This is a genomic window from Streptomyces sp. BoleA5 (assembly GCF_000373665.1).
GTDB lineage: Bacteria > Actinomycetota > Actinomycetes > Streptomycetales > Streptomycetaceae > Actinacidiphila.
This window is the reverse complement of record NZ_KB892099.1, coordinates 37,409-55,759: the sequence shown is the minus strand read 5'-3', so window position 1 is coordinate 55,759 and position 18,351 is coordinate 37,409. Positions and strand designations below refer to the sequence as shown.

Sequence of the window (18,351 nt, the reverse complement as noted above, 5' to 3'; positions counted from 1 at the left end):
GTTGCCCGGCCCAGAACCAGCGGCATCGGCGGCGCCCCAGAGGCCCGCCGGTGATCCCAGACTAGCCGCTGCGCCCCCCGGCAAGGTGGGCGTCTTGGGCGGCCAGCTGTGCCATGAGCTGCTGCGCGTCACGCATCTTCATGCCGTCGCCCGTCGGCCGGTCGCGCTCGCCGTCCCGAGTGCGGCGGCGTCGCTGACCCTTCGGCGGGGCGTACAGCTGGGCCCTGTTCCGGGCCCGCTCCGCGTCATCGTTGGCCGCCTGGTCCATGGTGGCCTCCGCTGCGGCGAGCATCTGGCGCAGCGTGAACGTCCGGATGTTCACGCCCTGGAGGAGGGCACTCCCATCCCACGCCTCCCAGCCCTCCGCGATGCTGTCGCAGAGCCTGAGGACGGTCCAGTAGGGCGCTCTCCGGCGCCCCCTCCGTACAGCTCGACGACCCACTCCAGCAGCTGGACCAGGATGCGGTCCGGCAGCGGGAACGCGTCCACGACCTGCGCAGGACCGCCCTCCACCTGGTCCGCGTACTCCTGAGCGGCCTCCCGGTTCGGCAACTGCATCAGCACCTGGCCGTCCTTGACCACGTGCACGCGGGTGAACAGCTCGGCGGACTCCGGCAGCATCAGCTCCGCCAGGAACGTCCGCATCGCCCGGGCCGCGCCTCGCAGCTGGTTCGCGTCGACGGTCGAGAGGTCTTCGAGGTCGATGCCGCTGGCCGTCCGCTGCGCCTCGATGAGCCCGCTGTAAGCGTCCATGAACTGATCGCCCATCACCTCGGGCAGGAACTGCAACTCCCGGCCGCCCACATCGGCGATGTGCGGCTCCGTATGCAACGAGAACGTCTTCTTCACGGGCGTAGTCCTTGGTCTCCCGCGCTTCGCCCGGCCCAGAACCAGCGGCGTATGGGGAAGGGTAGTCGTACGCCTCGCCGGCGAGCGCTTCAGCGTGATCCCGGAGTGATCAACTCGGGGACGGATGCAGCGCGGAGATCACCCGCCACTACCGTGAGAGTCCGGCGTTAACGACCGATAAGCACGAGATGCCCGGCATGCGCCTTTGGGTTGGGCTGGTCGCGCACAACACGTCTCGCCGTCGACTTCACCGGATGGCTTCCCTGACCTGCGAATTCACGCGGTTGGCAACCGAGTTGCTGCTGCCACAGAAGAAAAGTCCCGAGAATCGTCATTTCAACTGCCCAGGCGCCCATAGGCTTGTCCTTCAACGGTGTGCCTTCGCTGGCAAACACCCCCTCTTCCGCGCACGTGACGAAAGAGGAGGTGAAACATGCCCGATGGCCAATCGCCGAGGTGGGGGATCTGGGTCTTCCTAGCGATCGACCTCATCCAGCTAGCACTGGATGTGATCGAGAAGACCAGCCCCCACTGACTCGGCGACCGTGTGGTGAGTGTGGGCGTCGACCGACGGGTCGGCGTCCACCTCTACATCAAGGTTGACGCACCGCGATAGTGCAACCCCTGATGCGCTAACCCAACTATAGTTACGTTTCTAACCTACGGACAACGCTAACCCGATAATTAGCGGAGTCCTTAACCTCGGGTCCGAGCCTTCCTGTAACTATGCTCCGGCGCCGGAACTTAGATCCAGATACATCGTGCGGCAGCGATCGCAACATAGATCCGCAGTAACTATCTGCCGTACAGCGCTGACCATTGTCCGTCTCCCACAATGCTTCCAGCATGTTCGTGCAGGTCAGGCCCTTCTCAGGCAGCCGGTTCGGCTGGCAGCCCGCCTGGTGTCGGTCGTCAGGTCGACACTGGTGGCATGAAGCTGCCTCGCATCTCCTGCCCGACCTGTGGCCGGCCGATCGCGGCCGGGCCCGTGGCGGGTCGTCTCGGCCGGGGCCGCCTGCGGCGGCACGACGAGCCCGGCATGCGGGAGGACTTCGCCGGCGTCCTGGTGTCCTGCTCGGGCTCCCGCGCCGTCGTGGACCTGCCCGCCGACGGCGACCTACAGCTGGAGCTCGGCGCCGACGAGTCCGGGCACGTCGACGACGAGGACGCCCTGCCCCTTTTCTGATCAGCGTCCGCGCTCGAGGGCCCGCAGCATGAAGTCGTTGGGCTTCGTGCCCGGGTGACGCACGTACGCGGCGAAGACCTCGCGGCCGCCGATCTCGAACCGCAGCACCTTCGCGCGGCGCGGCCGGATGATGTGGGGCCGGGTGCCGTTGAGGACGTAGTGCACTGCCGGGTGGTCGCAGACGATGACGCCCTGGAGACCCTTGGGGCCCTCGGTGATCTTCCACGACACGTACGCGCCCATGCGGCCCGGTGCGCCCTCTTCGGCGTAGCGGGCGACGCGGGCGGTGCGCTCGCGCAGCTTGCGCTCCACGCGCCCGCCACGCAGCCGCAGGAACCGGCTCAGCCGGCCCTGGTCCAGGTACATCTCAACGCTCACAGGGGCTCCTTACGGCCGCAGCAGGACGTACGTCTCGCCCTGCCGGTCCCTCTCGACCTCCGGCCGTGACGGCGTCCGGCTCGATCTCGGCGTAGTCGTAGACGCGGACCTCCAGGACGCCGTGCTCGTCCTGGAGGCGCTGCAGCTCGGCGATCAGCGCGTCGGACTTCACGACGTGTCGCCTCCGGGGCAGGGCGAGCAGCCGGGCAGGGCCACGGTGACCCGCTGCTCGATGCCGACGCAGCCGCCTTCGGGGCCGACGACGCGCTGCGCGCCCAGGACGAACTTCCGGCCGCGGCGCCGGTTCGGGTCTGTGCCGGGGAGGCAGCACAGCATGGCGTTGTAGAGCGTCACCTGGTCGACGTGGAGGATGCGCGCCGCGTCGCTCAGCTCGTCACAGGTGGGCGGGCACCCGTTCTCGGAGGGCACGGGCGCGCACCGCAGCAGCGTGATGACCAGCTCCACGGCGGTCACCGGCGGTGGGACGCAGCCGCGCAGGCCGCGCACCTGCCGATCCTCCGCCGGGAACTCGGTCGACGGATAGATCCGGGCGACGTTGACCGACAACTGGCCGCCGGTCGTCGACTGAGAGCACGGGTCGTCGCAGCGGTCCCACGCCGGCGAGCCGGGGACGAGGCACGCCCCGCAGTCGGGGCAGCCGGGCTGCCCGTCAACCTCGGCCGCGGTGGTCTCCAGGGCGGCGCACACGCAGGCGAGGACGGACTCGGCGAGGTCGTGGATGGAGAAGGCGGTCAGGGCCACGTCGTCACCCGCGGGCGCTTGAAGTCGGGGCTGTAGACCCGGCTCGGGCTGGTCATGCGGTACGGGTTGACGACGCTCAGCCACAGGTCGACGAGGGGCAGCCCGGTGCGGCCCTCGCTGTAGAGCAGCGTCGGGTCGGGCATCTCCATCTCGAAGCCCTGCCGCACCAGACGGGTCGCGCGCGGGTTCGCCTTGCAGCCGCACGACCCGGCGCCGCCGCAACCCTTCATCAGGTGGCACGTCAGCTCGGACACCGCGGCCTCGGCGGCGTCGTCGACTGGCAGGCCCCACCGGTACGTCACGGTGAACGTCCCTGGCGTACCTGGCGGGGCGGCCATGTCCTGGCAGTCCGGCCAGCACTCACCGTCGGTACGGACCAGCCGGCCGGGCGCATCGACGCGGTACGCCTCCGGGACCAGGACGTCGCCGTCGATGTCGACCTCGACCACGTCGTAGACCGGCCCGGGCAGGTAGACATCGCACAGCTCGCCGCAGGAGCAGTCGGAGGCGCAGCCGCACGCGAGCGACGCGTTCCGCCACGCCCCGTCGACGCCGATGTACGGGATCCAGCCGCCGGTACCGTACGCCCCGGCCTGGAAACTGATCGGGCTGGCGTCCATGCAGGACCGGCGGCACGGCCGCACGGTGACGGGGCACGGGCCGATCCTGCGCCCGGACAGCGCCCACAGGATCTGCGAGGCGACGCGCTGCCACTTCTCGACGATGGCAGGGCCGTCGTCGCCCTCCGGCACCTCACAGCACAGGTCGACCGGCCAGGGCTCACACGGCCCGATCTGCAGCGGCATCAGCGCCTCCTCTCGTACGTGCAGGCCTGCGGGAAGGCGCGCCGGATGTGGTGGCCGACGGCGCCGTTGGTGAAGGAGTCCGGCATCGTCGACAGGAACGCCGCGCCCTTGTCGAAGCGGGGCATGCGGTGCAGCACCTTCACGTCGTCGATGCGCTCCCCGCCGAGGCCGGCCAGGTTGCCGTACATCGTCCGCTTGTGGATCACGTCGAGGTGGCGGCCCGCGTCAAGGGCCGCCAGCATCGCCGCCTTGCCGACCTCGAGCGGGACGTGCAGCTCGTACGACAGCGGGTCGGCGTGCCCGAGCTGGACGAGGAGATCCCGGGTCTCCCGAAGCCCGCGCAGGTACGAGCCGTTGCCACGACTCGCGTAGTACGCCTCTACCTCGCGCACGGGCCCGCGGTGCAGCACCGGCATCTCCTCGATGGGCCGCATCGTGAAGAAGTCGTCATTGCACAGCAGGATCGGGTCGCTGACCTCCGGATGCTCGCATGCCGCCCGCACCGCGCTGGTGGTGTTGACGTACTTGGTCCGCCCGGCCTGCTCGGTGGGGACGTGCCGGACACCGGCCACCCACGCAGGCAGGTAGCCGATGATCCACACGCGCCCGTGCGGGAGGTGCGCCGCCCACGAGCGCAGCGCGTACCGCAGCTGCTCGTTGACGGGGCCCTCACGCACGGGCACGACCAGGTCGAGCGGTCCCATCAGGAAGCCAGGCAGAGGCCGCCCGTGACCGGCGTGTACTCGCAGATCGGCTCCGGCGGAGCGATCGACGTGAGGAACGACCGGCGGTGGCAGGACGGTCCGACCGGCGTGAGCATCGGACCCGCGGTGTTCGCGGCATCGATCGGCATGACGTCGTACGGGCCGGTGCCCCAGCCGCCTCCGGCGCGGCTTGCGCCCTGCAGCTGGAGCGTGACGGCCTCGGATCCGATCTCCAGGTCGCCGAGGATGCCGTTGGTCACCCACGGCAGCAGGAAGTAGATCCACTGGCCTTCGCCGGCGCCGTCGGCGGCGCACACGTCGTCGCCCAGGACCTCGGTCCAGAACTCCAGGGCGAAGCCGGTGTCGCACTTGATGGAGCAGTCGTCGTAGCCGATCGGCTTGCCGTCCCAGCCGAACACGACCGGGTTGCCGGTGGTGATCTCCAGGAACTCGGGCGACACCGAGAAGAAGTTGATCTCCAGGTCGTAGTTCTGCAGCGACGGGCAGCCCTTCTTGAACCCGCACTGGCGGCCATTAGCGGCCTTGTACGTGACGTCCTCTCCGTCCTCAATTGACGGATTCATGGCAATACTCGCGAGGCAGTCGAACACGAATCCGTTGTCATCGCCACAGACGGGTCGACCACACTGGTCGAGGCGCGTAACGCGGACCACGTCCAGGTTGCTGATCAGGGGGCAGGTCATCAGGCCCTCCAACACGTGTTGGTGCGGCCCGGCCCAGAACCAGCGGCGCTGCCACCAGCATAGCCAGGTGACAGCGCCGCAAGCCTGGGCTCTCACGCTCCGTCAGGTCAGATCGGACCAGCCTCGACCGCCGTACAGTGCACCGTCACCCCAGGCGCGGCCTGCGGCACCTGGAGGATGGCGATGCCGAGGAGCGTCACCGCCGGCGAGCGGCGCACCGCGAACGTCACCGCCGCCGCCGACAGGGCCGTGATCCGGCACTCGGTCAGGTCGGCCACCGCGGTCTGCGTCGCGTGCGAGACCACGGGCGGCGCGGCGAACGGCGGCACGAAGTTGAACGTGACCGTGCCCGCCGCGCCGCTGACGCCCGTGGCCGCGTACACCCGCCGCCCCGATGACGGCTTGACCGCTCCGCTGGTGCTCACCGGCTGCTCAGGCCTGCGTGGTCCACAGCACCTGCCACGACGCGGCCGGAGCCGTGCCGTCGATGCTGAGCGTCCCGGCCAGCCGACCGTCGACCTCGTCGCCGTCTACCGACCACGACAGGGCCGTGCCCGCCGGGACGGTCAGCGCGCCCTCGGCGGTGGTGACCGCCACGGTGCCGGTGAAGACGAGGAGGGTCACCGACTGCGTTCCCGGGTTGGTGGCCAGGGACCAGTCCGTGTTCTCCACGCCGTGCGGGACGACGTCGACCGGCGGGACTTTCCCACACAGGCCGATCGTGCCCGCCGCGGTGTACGGCGTGGTGCCGTCCAGCTCGGTGTCCACGGTGGTGACGGCTCCGGCCGGGGTCGTGGAGAAGCGCCGCACGAACGGGGTAATCACGCCCGCCCCGTCGTCGTCACAAAGGACGACGAACTCAGCATCGACACCGGCGGCGCCGACGCTTCCGGTGGTACCGGACATGGGTGGCCTCCTTGGGGCAGTGGGGCATTACAGGGGGAAGAGCCTGGCGATGCGGGCGACGCTGGGCCCATACAGCCCTCTGCGTGGTGGTCCCGGAGGCCGCACGCCAACCCCCCGTTCGGCCATCAGTCGCTCACCTTTACGAAGCCGAGGCGTGGTCCTCCGAGGATGGCCTGGCTGGAGTCGTTGAATCCGACGTGCTGCCGGTTCCCGTCCACGCGGATCGTCGTCGGCCCGGTGACGGTGAGGAAGGCGCTGAGGCTGCCGGCGGTCTGGAGGGACATCACCGTGCCACCGCCGGGGTCGTTGATGTTGCCGAACTGGATCCGCCGGTTGGTGCCGGGCACGAGTGCCCCCGCGGCAACATTGAACAGCCGGGCGTTGATCGCCACCGCCCATGGCGTGGTCGCCGCGACATGCGAATAGAGGTCTGCGGACAGGGCGTACGTCCCGGCCTCGGGCAGCACAACCTGGGTACCGGTCGCCACCCATGTTCCGGCTGCAGCGGCTTGGAGATCCGTGTCTGCTCCGAACACTTCACCGCTGACGGGGGTGAGACGCGCGCCGACCGTCCAGGTCTCCGGGCAGGCGCTGGCGGCCGGTCCCTGCACGTCGACGTCGACCGAGCGGGTCGCCGACACCGCGCCACCGGGAGCGATCCCGGTGACCTCGGCGTGCGGCACGAGGAGCCCATCCGCCGTCTGCTGGAGGGCATTACAACCGGCGGGGTCGAGCGCCACCGCGCCAGCGCGCAGCCCAGCATTGGTGCCGCTCACTTAGTCCGCCACCTTCTTGAAACCGAGGCGGGTATTTCCGGTCTGGATGGCGGTGACGTTCACGGCCGTGCCGTTGATCGTGTTCCGGTTGGCCTGGAGACCGATGGTCGTCGGCCCGGTCACCGTCACGAACTTGTGGAAGGTGGACAGCGCCACCTGCGTGGTCTGGCCGCTGCTCGGGGATGCCTCGTTGACCTGCTGCACGGTGTAGTCCGTGCTCGGGATGGCGTTGCCGCCGGTGAGGTTGAACAGGCGGGCGCTGATGTTGACGGCGAACGGCGCGGTCGACGCCCCACGGGCGATCGAGGACCGCACGGTCGCGGTGACCTCGTAGACGCCGGCCTCCGGGAGTGCGACCGTCAGGCCCGTGTTGATCCAGGTGTCGTTGGCGATGGGGGCCAGGTCCACGATGGCCGGGAGGAGCGACTCCCCGAGCGCGGGCGTGAGCCGCGCCCCGACCTGCCAGACGGCCGGGCAGCCGCCGGCCGCCGGGGCGGTCACGTCCACGTCCACGGACCGCTCCGTGGAGACGGCGCCGCCGGGGGCGATGCCCTGGACGGCGACGGACGGCACGAGGAGGCCGGCCGCCGACTGCGTGAGTGTGTTGCACGCGGCCGGGTCCAGGGCGGCCGACGAGGAGGCGGAGCGGACCACCATGGTTCCACCGCCGCAGCACTTACCAGCCATCAGTCACCCTCCACAGTAGAGACGTTGGCAGGGGCGGGCAGGCTCGCCAGGTAAGCGGCCTCGTCCACCTCCTCATATCCGAGATCGAAGTACGGGGTAGCGTCCCGCAGGTTGTAGACCACCTGGACGCTCTCCCCCTCCTTGGTGAAGTAGCGGGGGTTCGGTGTCTCGTCGCTCATCGGGGTGTCTCCTCACGGCTGGAGGGGCCGCCGCCCGGGGCGTGGGCGGCAGCCCCCGGGGCGGTCAGCGGAAGGTGTAGTTCAGGAGGTAGGAGGCGGCGGCCGAGGCGCCGGCGAAGGAGGCCGCCGCGAGGGCGCTGTCCTCGTCCTTGGCGACGGACCACGTCATCGTGATTCCGGCCGGGATCGGCACGGCGCTGCCATCCGTCATGGTCACGTTCACCGCGCCCGCGAGGACGGTCAGGGAGATGCTCTGCAGGCCGGGGAAGCCCGCGACGAGGTCCTGCGCCGCGGTGCCCGTCACGGCCCGTACGCCTGTGCTCAGCGGCGTCGGTCCGGCGTCCTCGTCGACGGTGCACTCCACCGGGGCGGTCGGCGTGTAAGGCTTGGCCGGGTCGCCGTCCTCGTAGGTGCCGAGGAGCACGGGGGCGTCGGTGCCGCACGGGTCGATGGCCCACAGCTCGGTGTACATGACGTCACCGATGCCGTCTCCATCCTCATCCGAGCAGCCGCATCGTTCGATGATCTGCTTCGCGCAGGTGTCCGCCGAGCCGCCCGCGCAGTTGGCGACCGTGCCGGCCACGGCGTACGGGGTGGTCCCGTCGAGCTCGGTGTCCGTGCTGCTGACGACGAGGCCGTTGCAGTCCCGGCAGACGGTGCGCAGGAACGGCACGGTGGCGCCGGTGTCGTCCGTGTCGCACAGGACGACCGGGGCGCAGCTCTGGCAGTCCGGGGTGCTGCTGTCGGGGGTGGCCGTGCACTGGGCGACCTCGCCGGTGACGGTGTAGGGCTGCCCGTCCATGGTGGTGTCCGTGGTGGCGACGACCTCACCGGTCGCGCAGTCCGTCACCAGCGTCCGGAGGAACTGCGTCGAGGTGGTGGCCTCGCAGCCCTCCAGCTCCAGGGACATGGTGAACTGGTCGGCCGTCCACTGCTTCGAGGACAGGTGGAAGGTCTCCAGGATGAGGGCTACGTAGAGGTCCCCGGCGGCGACGTCGGCGGCCGTAACGGGGGCGCTCACGCTCAGGGTGCCGGACCACCCCGCAGGCGCGTCATGAAGCGCGTCCTGCGAGTCGAGGACCGTCGTCCCCTTGATGAGCTGGAGCGCGCCGTCCCACGCCTGCCCGGTGCCGGGCCCGTCCTGCGTGACGCGTACAGAGACGCTGAGGGTGCCGGACGCGCCATCACACCCCGCCAGGTCGGCGGCGATCAGGCCGGTGGCGACCGGATGGATCTGCGCCGGGGCCGGGCCCGGGTCGGCCGGCCACACCATCGAGCCGCCCGTCCACAGCGGCGTATACGGGCCGGGGAGGTCCGGGAACCGGCCGAGCCCGGCATCGGCGCCGGAGGCGTCCGTGATCGTGGGCGTGATCGTCGTCGTGGAGTCCGCCGGGACGTCGCACACCATGACGGTCTGGGAGTCGCGGCACGGCTCCAGAGAGCAGGAGCCGACAGTCCCGGCCGGGGTGTAGGGCGTGCCGTCGAGGGCGTAGTCGCTGTGACCGACGATGGCGCCGTTCTCGTCGCGGGCGTAGTCCCGCACGAACGCGGTCACGGTGCCGTCGGTGGCGGTGTCGCAGAGCTGGAGGAGATCACGCTCGGGCTGTGCCACGCCGGCCGGGCAGACGGTGACAGTGCCGGTCGGGGTGTAGGTGCCGCCGGTGACGGCGTCGACCAGGCGGACGGAGGCGATCGCCCCGTCCTCGCCGTAGGTGTACTCGACCAGGACCAGGCCCACCACGTCGCCGTTGGTGTCCAGGTCGCAGAAGGTTCCGCTCACTTGAATCGAGCGGGACTCCCCGCATGCGACGGTGCCGGCCGGGACCGCGCCCGCCGACCACGCCCCGGTGGCGAGGTTGATCCAGCCTTCGCTGGTGACCACTCCGTCGCAGTCGCGGACCACGGTCACGGCGATGGGCGTGCCGTCCGCCAGGCACAGGCCGACCGAGGTCACAGGGGTGGTCGGCGACTCGCAGTCTGGGGAGGTCGGGCAGACGCCCACAGTGCCGGTAACTGTGTAGGCGGCGCCGGCCAGGTCGCGGTCAAGGGTGGCGAGGAGCGCGCCCGCACAGTCGTACGTGGTGGCCCGTACGAACTGGGTGGCGGTGCCATCCGCTGCTACGTCGCACAGGACCAGGACGGAGGTCGTGGCGTTGCAGCCGTCCGGCGAGCACGGGCCCAGGGTGCCTTGGGGGGTGTAGGTGGCGCCGGTGACCGGGTCCACGATGCGCGTGCCCACGCGGGCGCCGCTCGTCGCGTCGTACAGGGCCTCAACCAGCGCGACCCCAGCCGCCGTGCCGTCCGCCAGTACATCGCAGAGGAGTGTGGCCTCTGCGTCCAGCCGGGGCGTGGCGGCGGCTCCAGAGACGATCACGGGCCCCTGCCCGCAGCATCCACTCACAGGGAGAACTCCTCGGTCACTGATGACAAGGAGCCCGGCCCAGAACCAGCGGCATCACCGATAAGGCTACCGTCCGAGACGGGAACCACACCGTCCGCTACTGCGTTGAACACGACGAAGGCCGCAGGTGCGGTAACACCGGCGGCCCTCTGACCGAAAACCTTGATCAGAGCAAGGAGACCGGCTGTGCCCGAGACTACGGCACCGCCTGCCCGCGCGCCCAAGCGGCAGGCGAAGTCCATCCGTGCCGAGGCGGAGTTCCGCGAGGTAGTCACGCGGAGGGGCTGGACCGTCCACGCCCCATACGTGAACAATCGGACTCCCATTCCACTGAGCTGCGACAAAGGGCATCAGTGGGTCCCGCGACCTTCCCAGGTGATGCAGGGCAGTGGCTGTCGAGTCTGCGCGGGGCGGTCTCCAGAGGCCGCAGAGGCCCGCGTTCGCGCAATCGCAGCGGAGCGCGGATGGACCATCACCGGGGACTACCGGGGGCGGCATACGCCGATCAGCATGATTTGCACCGAGGGGCACCCGTGCCGTCCTCGCCCTAACGGCGTGCTGGCAGGTCAGGGCATCTGCCGCATTTGCGCTGACCGGGACCCTGCAACTACTGAGGCCAGGTTCCGCCAGATCGCCGCCCGGCACGGCTGGACGATCGCCGGGACGTACGTCAACAACCGCACGCCGATCGAAATGACATGTGCGGCAGGCCACGCATGCATGCCCACTCCGAACAAGGTGCTTGTCGGTCGCGGCATCTGCTCCATCTGCGCCGGGTTGAATTCGGATGAGGCCGAACTGCGCTTCCGGACACTGAGTGGCCAACGTGGCTGGACCGTCATCGGCCGCTACGTCAACGCGGTCACGCCCGTCGACATGGTCTGCGATAGCGGTCACGCATGCGCTCCACGCCCGAACGGTGTTCTCCAAGGACATGGCGCGTGCCGTCTGTGTGCGGGCAAAACCTGGGACGCGTTCTATGTCGTGCGCAATCCAGCAGCGGACGCTGTGAAGTTCGGCATCACATCGGGTGATCCCCGGCCGCGCCTGTCCAATCACGCACGCGTGGGATACCGGGAAGTGATCCGCCTCCACACCGGGCTGCCCGACACTGTGGCTCCGGACCTGGAGCGCGATCTCCTTGCCGTCTTGCGGGATGCTGGGGAAGTTCCCATTGTCGGCCGGGAGTACTTCCAAGGGCACACCCTCGCGGCTGTCTTGGCCTTCGTCGACGACCGTCTCGCCATCCCGCGACCGCGAGCGGAGCAAGTACCTCTCTGGTAGCCCGCGCGTACTGGGGAGCAATGCTCATGACCTGTGGACGGGCCTTGGGTTGGACGCGGAGGGCGTACCTTCCCGAGTGATCGACTTCTGGTCATCGAGTAGGCCGACGTTGCACCGTCGGTCGGGAACGCACGCCCGTGCTGAGCGTAGTGAATGCCGATGGAACGACCGAGACCCGCTCTCTGATCGACGACATCGTCCGTGAGGGTGCAAGGCGGATGCTGGCCGCCGCATTGGAGGCCGAAGTCGATGCCTATATAGCCGAGTTGGCTGGCGAGCGCGACGAGCGCGGGCGCCGTCTGGTGGTCCGCAACGGCCACCACCAGCCGCGGAAGGTCACCACCGCGGCCGGGACGGTCGAGGTGAAGGCCCCGCGGGTGAACGACAAGCGCGTCGACGAGGCGACGGGTGAGCGCAAGCGGTTCTCCTCGGCGATCCTGCCGCCCTGGTGCCGCAAGTCCCCGAAGATCAGCGAGGTGCTGCCGCTGCTCTACCTGCACGGCCTGTCCACCGGCGACTTCGTGGCCGCCCTGGAGCAGTTCCTGGGCAGCTCCGCCGGACTCTCCCCGGCGACCGTCACGCGGCTCACCCAGCAGTGGCAGGCCGACCACACCGCGTTCGGCGAGCGCGACCTGCCAGGGGCCGACTACGTCTACGTCTGGGCCGACGGCATCCACCTGCGCATCCGCCTGCGCGAGGCCAGGTCATATGTGCTGGTATTGATGGGCGTGCGCGCCGACGGCACCAAGGAACTGATCGCCATGGCCGACGGCTACCGCGAATCGGCCGACTCCTGGGCCGACTTGCTGCGGGACGCCCAGCGACGCGGCATGCGCGCCCCCGTCCTCGCGGTCGGCGACGGAGCCTTGGGCTTCGGGAAGGCGATCAGCGAGGTGTTCCCCGCCACCCGGCACCAGAGGTGCTGGGTTCACAAGACCGCCAATGTCGCGAGCGCCCTGCCGAAGTCCGCGCAGCCCAGCGCGAAGAAGGCCCTGCAGGAGATCTACAACGCCGAGGACCGCGACCACGCGCTCAAGGCCATCACTGCGTTCGAGAAGGCATACGGCGCGAAGTTCCCCAAGGCCGTCAAGAAGATCACCGACGACTCGGACGAGCTGCTGGCGTTCTACGACTTTCCGGCCGAGCACTGGATCCACCTGCGGACCACGAATCCCATTGAGTCGACCCTCGCCACCGTCCGGCTGCGAACCAAGGTCACCCGCGGGGCCGGCAGCGCGGCCGCTGCCCTGACTATGGTCTTCAAACTCGTCGAGTCCGCCCAGCAACGGTGGCGCACCTCACCTGGTCGCCCTCGTCCGAGCCGGCGACCGCTTCGAACGCGGCCACCTCGTCGAACGCCCCGATCGCCTCGCGGCCTAGGGTGACCCCGCGATGACCATTTACGACACCTACGGGACCAAGACCCACACGGTCAAGGAGCTGGCCGGGCTGCTCGCGCCACTCCTCAACCTGACCTTCGCCGAGCACGACAGCTACTTCCGCGGCGAATACCTCAAGGCCGAGGCAGGGGGCACTGAGATCGAGATCCAGCCCAACGCTATCCCTGGAGACGACGAAGAAGACGATCTCTACGCTTCGGAGCACGCAGCATTCCAGACCCTCGTGCTGGTCACTGCACCGGCATTGGACAGCGTGCTCAACGGCACCCTGACCTCCATCGAAGGGCTCGAAGCACTGGCCCATGAAGCGTTCTGATCCGTTGATCCACAACTATTGACAATTACTCCGTACTGGGGCCCGCCGAACCGGTCGGTGCGGCGGGCCCCAGGCGGTCTACAGGGTCACCCCCTGCGTCCAGGTCACGGTCACGGTGCCGCTATTGGCGGTGATGGTGAGCGGGCCGGTCAGGGCGGCGTCCTCGGTGCGGGCGACGCTCCAGGTGGCCGCCTCGCCGGTGTGCAGGGTGCTGGCCCCGTCCACGGTGGTGATCGTTCCGGTGCCGCCGTGCGCGACGGCGGTGACGGATTGCAGGGCCGCGACCGAAGCGGCGTCCCAGGAGGCCTCGGCGTTGAGCTCGATCCGGTGCGCCTGGACTCCGACGGCCGGGTCCGCGCCTTCGTCGACCTGCCCGCAGTCGACCGGGGCGACCGGGGTGTACGGGGCAGAGAGGTCCGGCAGGTAGGTGCCGAGGCTGGTGAGCTGGCCGTCACAGTCGACGCCCAGCAGCTCCAGGTAATCGGTGTCGGCGAGGCCGTCGCCGTCCGTGTCGTCGCACCTGCACGCCTGGACGACGTTCTGCACGTCGCACGGGGTTACCGACCCGGCAGCCGTGCTGTCACCAGCGCAGTTGCTTGCCTCGCCCTCCACAACGTACGGCGTGGTGCCGTCCAGCCCGAGGTCCTGGGTCGAGGTGAGGGCGCCGTCGCAGTCGTAGGTGAAGCGCCGCAGGAACGGTGTGCGGGTGACGGTCAGCGCCGCCGTCCGCACCTCCAACGGCATGAGGAACAGGTCGCGGTCGTTGACCGCGCCGCCGGTTGTCTGGTCGGTGAACCTGATTGTGACCGCGCCCGTTGCGGGGGCGATGAACGCCAGCGGCGGGAGGTCTTCGGTCAGTACACCGCCGGGGAACACGTTCGACCCGTTGGAGACGTTCCGGGTCCTGGTGGCGAGCAGCGTTGCGCCGTCGAGGATGTCCAGCCGGTAGATCGCGGCGTTGCCGACCGGGTCGGAGCCTCCCGCGCCGATCCAGGCGGACGCGAACCGGAACTCGTACAGCGTGGCCGGGAGCAGCCCGGAGACGAGGAGCTCGGCGACGCCGTTGGCCACCTGATTGGCCTGGGCGAACCAGAGGGTGGTGCCGTTGTTGGCGGCCACCACGTTCCCGGTCAGTGTGAAGTCTCCGGCCGGGGTCGGGATGGGGGCCTGCGGGTCGTAGGTCAGGTCACAGAGCTGGACGACCTCGGTGTCCCCGCACGGCTGCTCGGGGCAGCAGGCGCCGCCGGTGGCCGAGCACTGGCCGGGCTGACCTGTGGGCGTGTAGGGCTGCCCGTCCATGGTGGTGTCCACCACGGCGGTCACGGCCCCGGTCTCGCAGTCCACGGTGACGGTGCGCAGGAACTGCGTGTCGCATCCGGTCTGGTCGTACGCCGTGGTGGCGGTGAACGCGGAGAGCTGCCAGGCGGTGCGGCGCGGCGGCGGGCAGGTGGCGCCGCTGTCGTCGTAGGCGTCGAACGCGACTAGGACGGCGATGTTCCCGGCGGCGAGATCGGCGGCGGGGACGTCGGCCTCGGCGGTGAGCGTTCCGGACCACCCGGCGGGGGTGTCGAGCGGGGCGAGCGCCAGGGCCACCCGGTTCGCGTCGCCGGGGCCGTTGTAGAGGCCGAGGAAGCCACTGTTCCGGCAGCCGTTGTCGGGGCCGAGCTGGGTGACGTCGACCTGCACCGTCACGTGCGCGGTGCCCGTGTCACAGGCCGGCCGCGGAGCCTGGATGACCGCCGCGGCGGTGCGGACGGTCCCGCCCGTGCCCGGCTGCGGACCCGCCGCGTCCGGGAAGACGAGCGTGCCGCCGTCCCACAGGGTTTGAGCCCCGGGCATGGCCACGCCCGTTGTGTACGGGTAGTACGGCCCGCCGGGGGTGTCGGTGACGGTCGGCGCAGGGTCGCCGTCCGTGGGCAGGTCACACAGCAGGAGCGAGTTGGAGTTCCGGCACGGCTCGGCCTCCGGGGCGCAGACGCCAACGGTGCCCGCCACCGTGTACGGCGTGATGCCGTCGAGGGCGAAGTCCGCAACGGTGGGCGTGGCGATACCGGGGGTGTAGGTGAGGCGGCGCAGGAACGGCGTGCTCGTGCCGTCGTCGGCGACGTCGCACAGGGTCAGCGTGCTGCCGCTCTCGCAGCACTCCTCCTCGTCGCCGCCAGCCGCCGCGCACTGGCCGACGTCGCCGGTGACGGTGTACGGGTCGCCGTCCAGGGTGGTGTCGCTGGTGGCGACGACCGCGCCGGTCTCGCAGTCCGTGACGATCGTGCGGAGGAACTGGACGCTCTCGCTGCTCGCGCAGTCCGTGAGCTGGACCGTCGCCTCGAACTGGTCGGCGGTCCAGTGCTTCGCGGTGCCGTGGAAGGTCTCCAGGGGGAGACCGACGAACAGGTTGCCGCTGGTGAGGTCGGCGGCCGTGACCGGAGCGGACACGGTGAGCGTCTTCGTCCAGCCGGGCGGCGCGTAGGTGAGGGCGTCGTCGAAGTCCAGGAGCGTCGTCCCCCGGAAAAGCCGGAGTGCGCCGTCCCATGCCTGCCCGGTGCCGGGGCCGTTCTGCGTGACCCGGACGGACACCGTGAGGGTGCCGCCGGACGTCTCGCACCCGGCCGGCGCCACGGCGGTGATCCGGCCCGTGGCCTGCGCGTGCTCCTGATTCGGACCCGTCCCGGCCGGGTAGACCAGCGAGCCACCAGACCACAGCGACGTGTACGAGCCGGGCAGGTTGGTGAACTGGGTCTGCCCGACGTCGGCGGACGTGGCGTCCGTGATCGCCGCGGTGACCGGCCCGCTCCCCCCGGCAGGCTGGTCGCACAGCAGGACCGTGGTGCCGTTGGTGCAGCCCTCGCCGTCATCTCCGGGCGGGCAGACGCCCACGAGCCCGACCGGCGTGTACGGCGTGGAGCCGTCGAGGAGGGTGTCCGTGACGGACGTGGTGGCACCGGTGCAGTCCCGGCACACGGTGCGGAGGAACTGCCCGCCGAGGGAAACATCGAGGGCGCCGAACTGCCAGTTCCCGAAGCGCTGGCAGGCGGGGACGAGGACGCGCGGGCCGAGATACTGCAGCGCGAAGGAGGACACCCCGATGACACGGAAGCGGGCGCTCGCCGCCCTGGTGGGGGCGTTGATCGTGCAGCCGGTGAGGGTGGCGTCCCCGCGCAGGATGCGCGTGGCCGGGTCGTAGGTGTAGCCGGGCGGGAGGCTGATCGGGATCGCGCCGGGCGGGAGCTGGACCGTGTTCTCCCCGCCGGTGGTGCCGGCCACGTAGACCAGGGCGACGCTGAAGTCCACGGTCACGGGCCGGCTGAACGTCCACGTGGTGACGGGTACGACCTGGTTGGGGAAGAGACCCACGCCCCACCAGGCCGCGCCGTCGCTCTGCCGGTTCGGCGCGAACGGGGCCGGGCCGGTTGCCGACCAAGCGACACCGTTGGGCAGCGTCCCGGACGAGGCGGTCCCGGCGACGGTGGCCGGTTCGTTGGCGTCGGCGTCGCACAGGACGACGGTCTCGCAGTCCTGGCACTGGTCGACGCAGCGGCCCACGGTCCCGGCCGGGGTGTAGGGCGCACCGTCCAGGAGGTAGTCCGTGTGGCCGGTGATGGCGCCGTTCTCGTCGCGGGCGTAGTCCCGGACGAACTCGGTGACGGTGCCGTCGGCGGCGGTGTCGCAGAGCTGGACGAGGTCGCGTTCGGGCTGCTCGACGCCGGCCGGGCAGGTCGTCACCTCGCCCTGGGGCACGTAGGTCTGGCCGGTGGTGGCGTCGACCAGGCGCACTGCGGTGACCGCGCCGTCCGCGCCGTACGTGTACTCGATGAGCACCAGGCCGAGGACGTCCCCTGTGCTGGGGTCGACGTCGCAGAACGTTCCGGCCGTGGTGATGCTGCGGGGATTGCCGCACGCCATGGTCCCGGCCGGCGGGCTGCCCGCACTGTAGGCGCCGGTGGTGAGGTTGAGCCATCCGTCTTGCGTCGTCGTGCCGGTGCAGTCGCGGGTGACGAGGACGGCGATCGGTGTGCCGTCCGCGAGGCACAGGCCGAGCGTCGCCGCCGGGGTCGTGGCCGCCTCGCACTCGGTCTGGGCGGCGCAGACGCCGACGGTGCCGGTGACGACGTGCGGGGTGACGCCGTCCAGTTCGACGTCCTCGAAGCTGGCGGTGTCGCCGAGCCAGGAGTAGCGGCGCAGGAACGGCCCGGTGTCGTCGCACAGGGTCAGGACTTCGGTCGTCTCGTTGGCGTACTCGCAGTCGACCGGGGCGACCGGCGTGTACGGCACGGACGGGTCGTCCTGGTAGGTGAGGACGAGCTCGGCGGTGCCGTCGGCGTGGACGCACCACAGTTCGCTGTAGGTGGCGTCGGGCTGGCCGTCGCCGTCGGTGTCGTCGCACAGTTGGCGGCAGACGGTGACGCAGTCCGAGGAGGTGTCAGGCCCGCAGACGCCGACGGTGCCGGTGACGACGTGCGGGGTCTGCCCGTCGAGGGCGACGTCCTCGTACGTTGCTGTCCCGTTGAGGAAGCTGTACCGGCGCAGGAACGGGCCGGAGTCGTCGCATAGCGTCACCGTCTCCGACTCGGGGCACCCGTAGGCGCACTCCACCGGCGCGACCGGCACGTATGGCACGGACGGGTCGACCTGGTACGTCAGGACGAGCTCGGCGGAACCGTCCGCACGGATGCACCACAGCTCGCTGTACGTGGCGTCGGCCTGGCCGTCGCCGTCGGTGTCGTCGCACAGTTGGCGGCACACCGTGTCCACACAGCCGGCATCGCACGGGCCCGCGTCGGCAGGAGGGGGCCCGGCGGTGAACGCGCCGGTGGCGGCGTCGATCCAGCCGGCGACCTCAGGATCGGGGGCGGCCTCGCCGCACTCGACGCAGCCGGACCGGACGACGAGGAGGACCGTCGAGCCGTCAGCGCGACAGAGCGCCGCCGAGGCGATCGACGGCGCGCAGCAGGTGGTGACCTCTACCGGGGTATCGCCACCGCCGGTCTGGCAGGGAACGGGCTCGACGGGCATCCG

18 protein-coding genes and 1 pseudogene are annotated in these 18,351 nt (G+C 70.3%); 4 read left to right on the top strand and 15 right to left on the bottom strand.

What is annotated here, in order from left to right; translation table 11 throughout:
• Window positions 1-61: 61 nt before the first annotated feature.
• Together B085_RS0114445 and B085_RS0114440 are read right to left on the bottom strand one after the other, a co-directional pair.
• A complete protein-coding gene (locus B085_RS0114445; protein WP_018559275.1) occupies window positions 62-322 on the bottom strand; it encodes a hypothetical protein in 261 nt (86 codons plus the stop codon).
• Window positions 319-849 carry a hypothetical protein gene (locus B085_RS0114440; RefSeq protein WP_018559274.1) on the bottom strand — a complete coding sequence of 177 codons (531 nt, stop codon included), beginning with the start codon at window positions 847-849 and terminating at the stop codon, window positions 319-321. Before B085_RS0114440 ends, B085_RS0114445 begins: the two co-directional genes overlap by 4 nt.
• Window positions 850-1,780: 931 nt before the next feature.
• Between B085_RS0114440 and B085_RS0114430 the strand changes: the two genes are divergently transcribed.
• Window positions 1,781-2,035: a hypothetical protein gene (locus B085_RS0114430; RefSeq protein WP_018559272.1), complete on the top strand. Its 255-nt coding sequence runs from the start codon at window positions 1,781-1,783 to the stop codon at window positions 2,033-2,035.
• On the opposite strand, the gene B085_RS0114425 is transcribed toward B085_RS0114430, so the two are convergent.
• The 12 genes from B085_RS0114425 to B085_RS0114370 form a co-directional block, all read right to left on the bottom strand.
• Window positions 2,036-2,413 carry a hypothetical protein gene (locus B085_RS0114425; RefSeq protein WP_026251031.1) on the bottom strand — a complete coding sequence of 126 codons (378 nt, stop codon included), beginning with the start codon at window positions 2,411-2,413 and terminating at the stop codon, window positions 2,036-2,038.
• A complete protein-coding gene (locus B085_RS0114420) occupies window positions 2,403-2,585 on the bottom strand; it encodes a hypothetical protein (protein ID WP_018559270.1) in 183 nt (60 codons plus the stop codon). Before B085_RS0114420 ends, B085_RS0114425 begins: the two co-directional genes overlap by 11 nt.
• Window positions 2,582-3,175 carry a hypothetical protein gene (locus B085_RS0114415; RefSeq protein ID WP_018559269.1) on the bottom strand — a complete coding sequence of 198 codons (594 nt, stop codon included), beginning with the start codon at window positions 3,173-3,175 and terminating at the stop codon, window positions 2,582-2,584. The genes B085_RS0114420 and B085_RS0114415 overlap by 4 nt, the downstream gene beginning before the upstream one ends.
• Window positions 3,166-3,981 (bottom strand): hypothetical protein, encoded by an 816-nt coding sequence (locus B085_RS0114410; protein ID WP_018559268.1) that lies wholly within the window; start codon window positions 3,979-3,981, stop codon window positions 3,166-3,168. Before B085_RS0114410 ends, B085_RS0114415 begins: the two co-directional genes overlap by 10 nt.
• A complete protein-coding gene (locus B085_RS0114405) occupies window positions 3,981-4,685 on the bottom strand; it encodes a hypothetical protein (RefSeq protein ID WP_018559267.1) in 705 nt (234 codons plus the stop codon). Before B085_RS0114405 ends, B085_RS0114410 begins: the two co-directional genes overlap by 1 nt.
• Entirely contained in the window at window positions 4,685-5,269 is a 585-nt protein-coding gene (locus B085_RS0114400) for a hypothetical protein (protein ID WP_018559266.1), read from the bottom strand. The genes B085_RS0114405 and B085_RS0114400 overlap by 1 nt, the downstream gene beginning before the upstream one ends.
• Before the next feature lie 227 nt (window positions 5,270-5,496).
• Complete coding sequence (locus B085_RS0114395) at window positions 5,497-5,814, bottom strand: hypothetical protein (RefSeq protein ID WP_158689725.1); 318 nt, start codon at window positions 5,812-5,814, stop codon at window positions 5,497-5,499.
• A 7-nt stretch (window positions 5,815-5,821) separates the two neighbouring features.
• A complete protein-coding gene (locus B085_RS0114390; protein ID WP_018559264.1) occupies window positions 5,822-6,295 on the bottom strand; it encodes a hypothetical protein in 474 nt (157 codons plus the stop codon).
• Between the two features lie 125 nt (window positions 6,296-6,420).
• Window positions 6,421-7,071: a hypothetical protein gene (locus B085_RS45610; protein ID WP_158689724.1), complete on the bottom strand. Its 651-nt coding sequence runs from the start codon at window positions 7,069-7,071 to the stop codon at window positions 6,421-6,423.
• Entirely contained in the window at window positions 7,072-7,758 is a 687-nt protein-coding gene (locus B085_RS0114380) for a hypothetical protein (protein WP_158689723.1), read from the bottom strand.
• Entirely contained in the window at window positions 7,758-7,937 is a 180-nt protein-coding gene (locus B085_RS0114375; protein ID WP_018559261.1) for a hypothetical protein, read from the bottom strand. The genes B085_RS0114380 and B085_RS0114375 overlap by 1 nt, the downstream gene beginning before the upstream one ends.
• 64 nt (window positions 7,938-8,001) lie before the next feature.
• Window positions 8,002-10,311, bottom strand: coding sequence for a hypothetical protein (locus tag B085_RS0114370; RefSeq protein ID WP_018559260.1), 2,310 nt, complete (start codon window positions 10,309-10,311; stop codon window positions 8,002-8,004).
• Between the two features lie 582 nt (window positions 10,312-10,893).
• Between B085_RS0114370 and B085_RS49270 the strand changes: the two genes are divergently transcribed.
• The 3 genes and pseudogenes from B085_RS49270 (at window position 10,894) to B085_RS0114355 (ending at window position 13,338) form a co-directional block, all read left to right on the top strand.
• Complete coding sequence (locus B085_RS49270) at window positions 10,894-11,622, top strand: hypothetical protein (RefSeq protein ID WP_158689722.1); 729 nt, start codon at window positions 10,894-10,896, stop codon at window positions 11,620-11,622.
• A 137-nt stretch (window positions 11,623-11,759) separates the two neighbouring features.
• Window positions 11,760-13,002, top strand: a pseudogene (locus B085_RS42360) (IS256 family transposase).
• 12 nt (window positions 13,003-13,014) lie between these two features.
• Window positions 13,015-13,338, top strand: a complete 324-nt coding sequence (locus B085_RS0114355) for a hypothetical protein (RefSeq protein WP_018559258.1) — start codon at window positions 13,015-13,017, stop codon at window positions 13,336-13,338.
• Between the two features lie 78 nt (window positions 13,339-13,416).
• On the opposite strand, the gene B085_RS0114350 is transcribed toward B085_RS0114355, so the two are convergent.
• Window positions 13,417-18,348 carry a hypothetical protein gene (locus B085_RS0114350; RefSeq protein ID WP_018559257.1) on the bottom strand — a complete coding sequence of 1,644 codons (4,932 nt, stop codon included), beginning with the start codon at window positions 18,346-18,348 and terminating at the stop codon, window positions 13,417-13,419.
• Window positions 18,349-18,351 lie beyond the last annotated feature (3 nt).

Excerpts from the sequence above, each read along its gene's own strand:
- B085_RS0114400 (WP_018559266.1), bottom strand. The coding sequence starts at position 5,269 with ATGAATCCGTCAATTGAGGACGGAGAGGACGTCACGTACAAGGCCGCT.
- B085_RS0114405 (WP_018559267.1), bottom strand. The coding sequence starts at position 4,685 with ATGGGACCGCTCGACCTGGTCGTGCCCGTGCGTGAGGGCCCCGTCAAC.
- B085_RS0114355 (WP_018559258.1), top strand. The coding sequence starts at position 13,015 with ATGACCATTTACGACACCTACGGGACCAAGACCCACACGGTCAAGGAG.
- B085_RS0114410 (WP_018559268.1), bottom strand. The coding sequence starts at position 3,981 with ATGCCGCTGCAGATCGGGCCGTGTGAGCCCTGGCCGGTCGACCTGTGC.
- B085_RS0114430 (WP_018559272.1), top strand. The coding sequence starts at position 1,781 with ATGAAGCTGCCTCGCATCTCCTGCCCGACCTGTGGCCGGCCGATCGCG.
- B085_RS0114390 (WP_018559264.1), bottom strand. The coding sequence starts at position 6,295 with ATGTCCGGTACCACCGGAAGCGTCGGCGCCGCCGGTGTCGATGCTGAG.
- B085_RS0114350 (WP_018559257.1), bottom strand. The coding sequence starts at position 18,348 with ATGCCCGTCGAGCCCGTTCCCTGCCAGACCGGCGGTGGCGATACCCCG.
- B085_RS0114375 (WP_018559261.1), bottom strand. The coding sequence starts at position 7,937 with ATGAGCGACGAGACACCGAACCCCCGCTACTTCACCAAGGAGGGGGAG.
- B085_RS0114380 (WP_158689723.1), bottom strand. The coding sequence starts at position 7,758 with ATGGCTGGTAAGTGCTGCGGCGGTGGAACCATGGTGGTCCGCTCCGCC.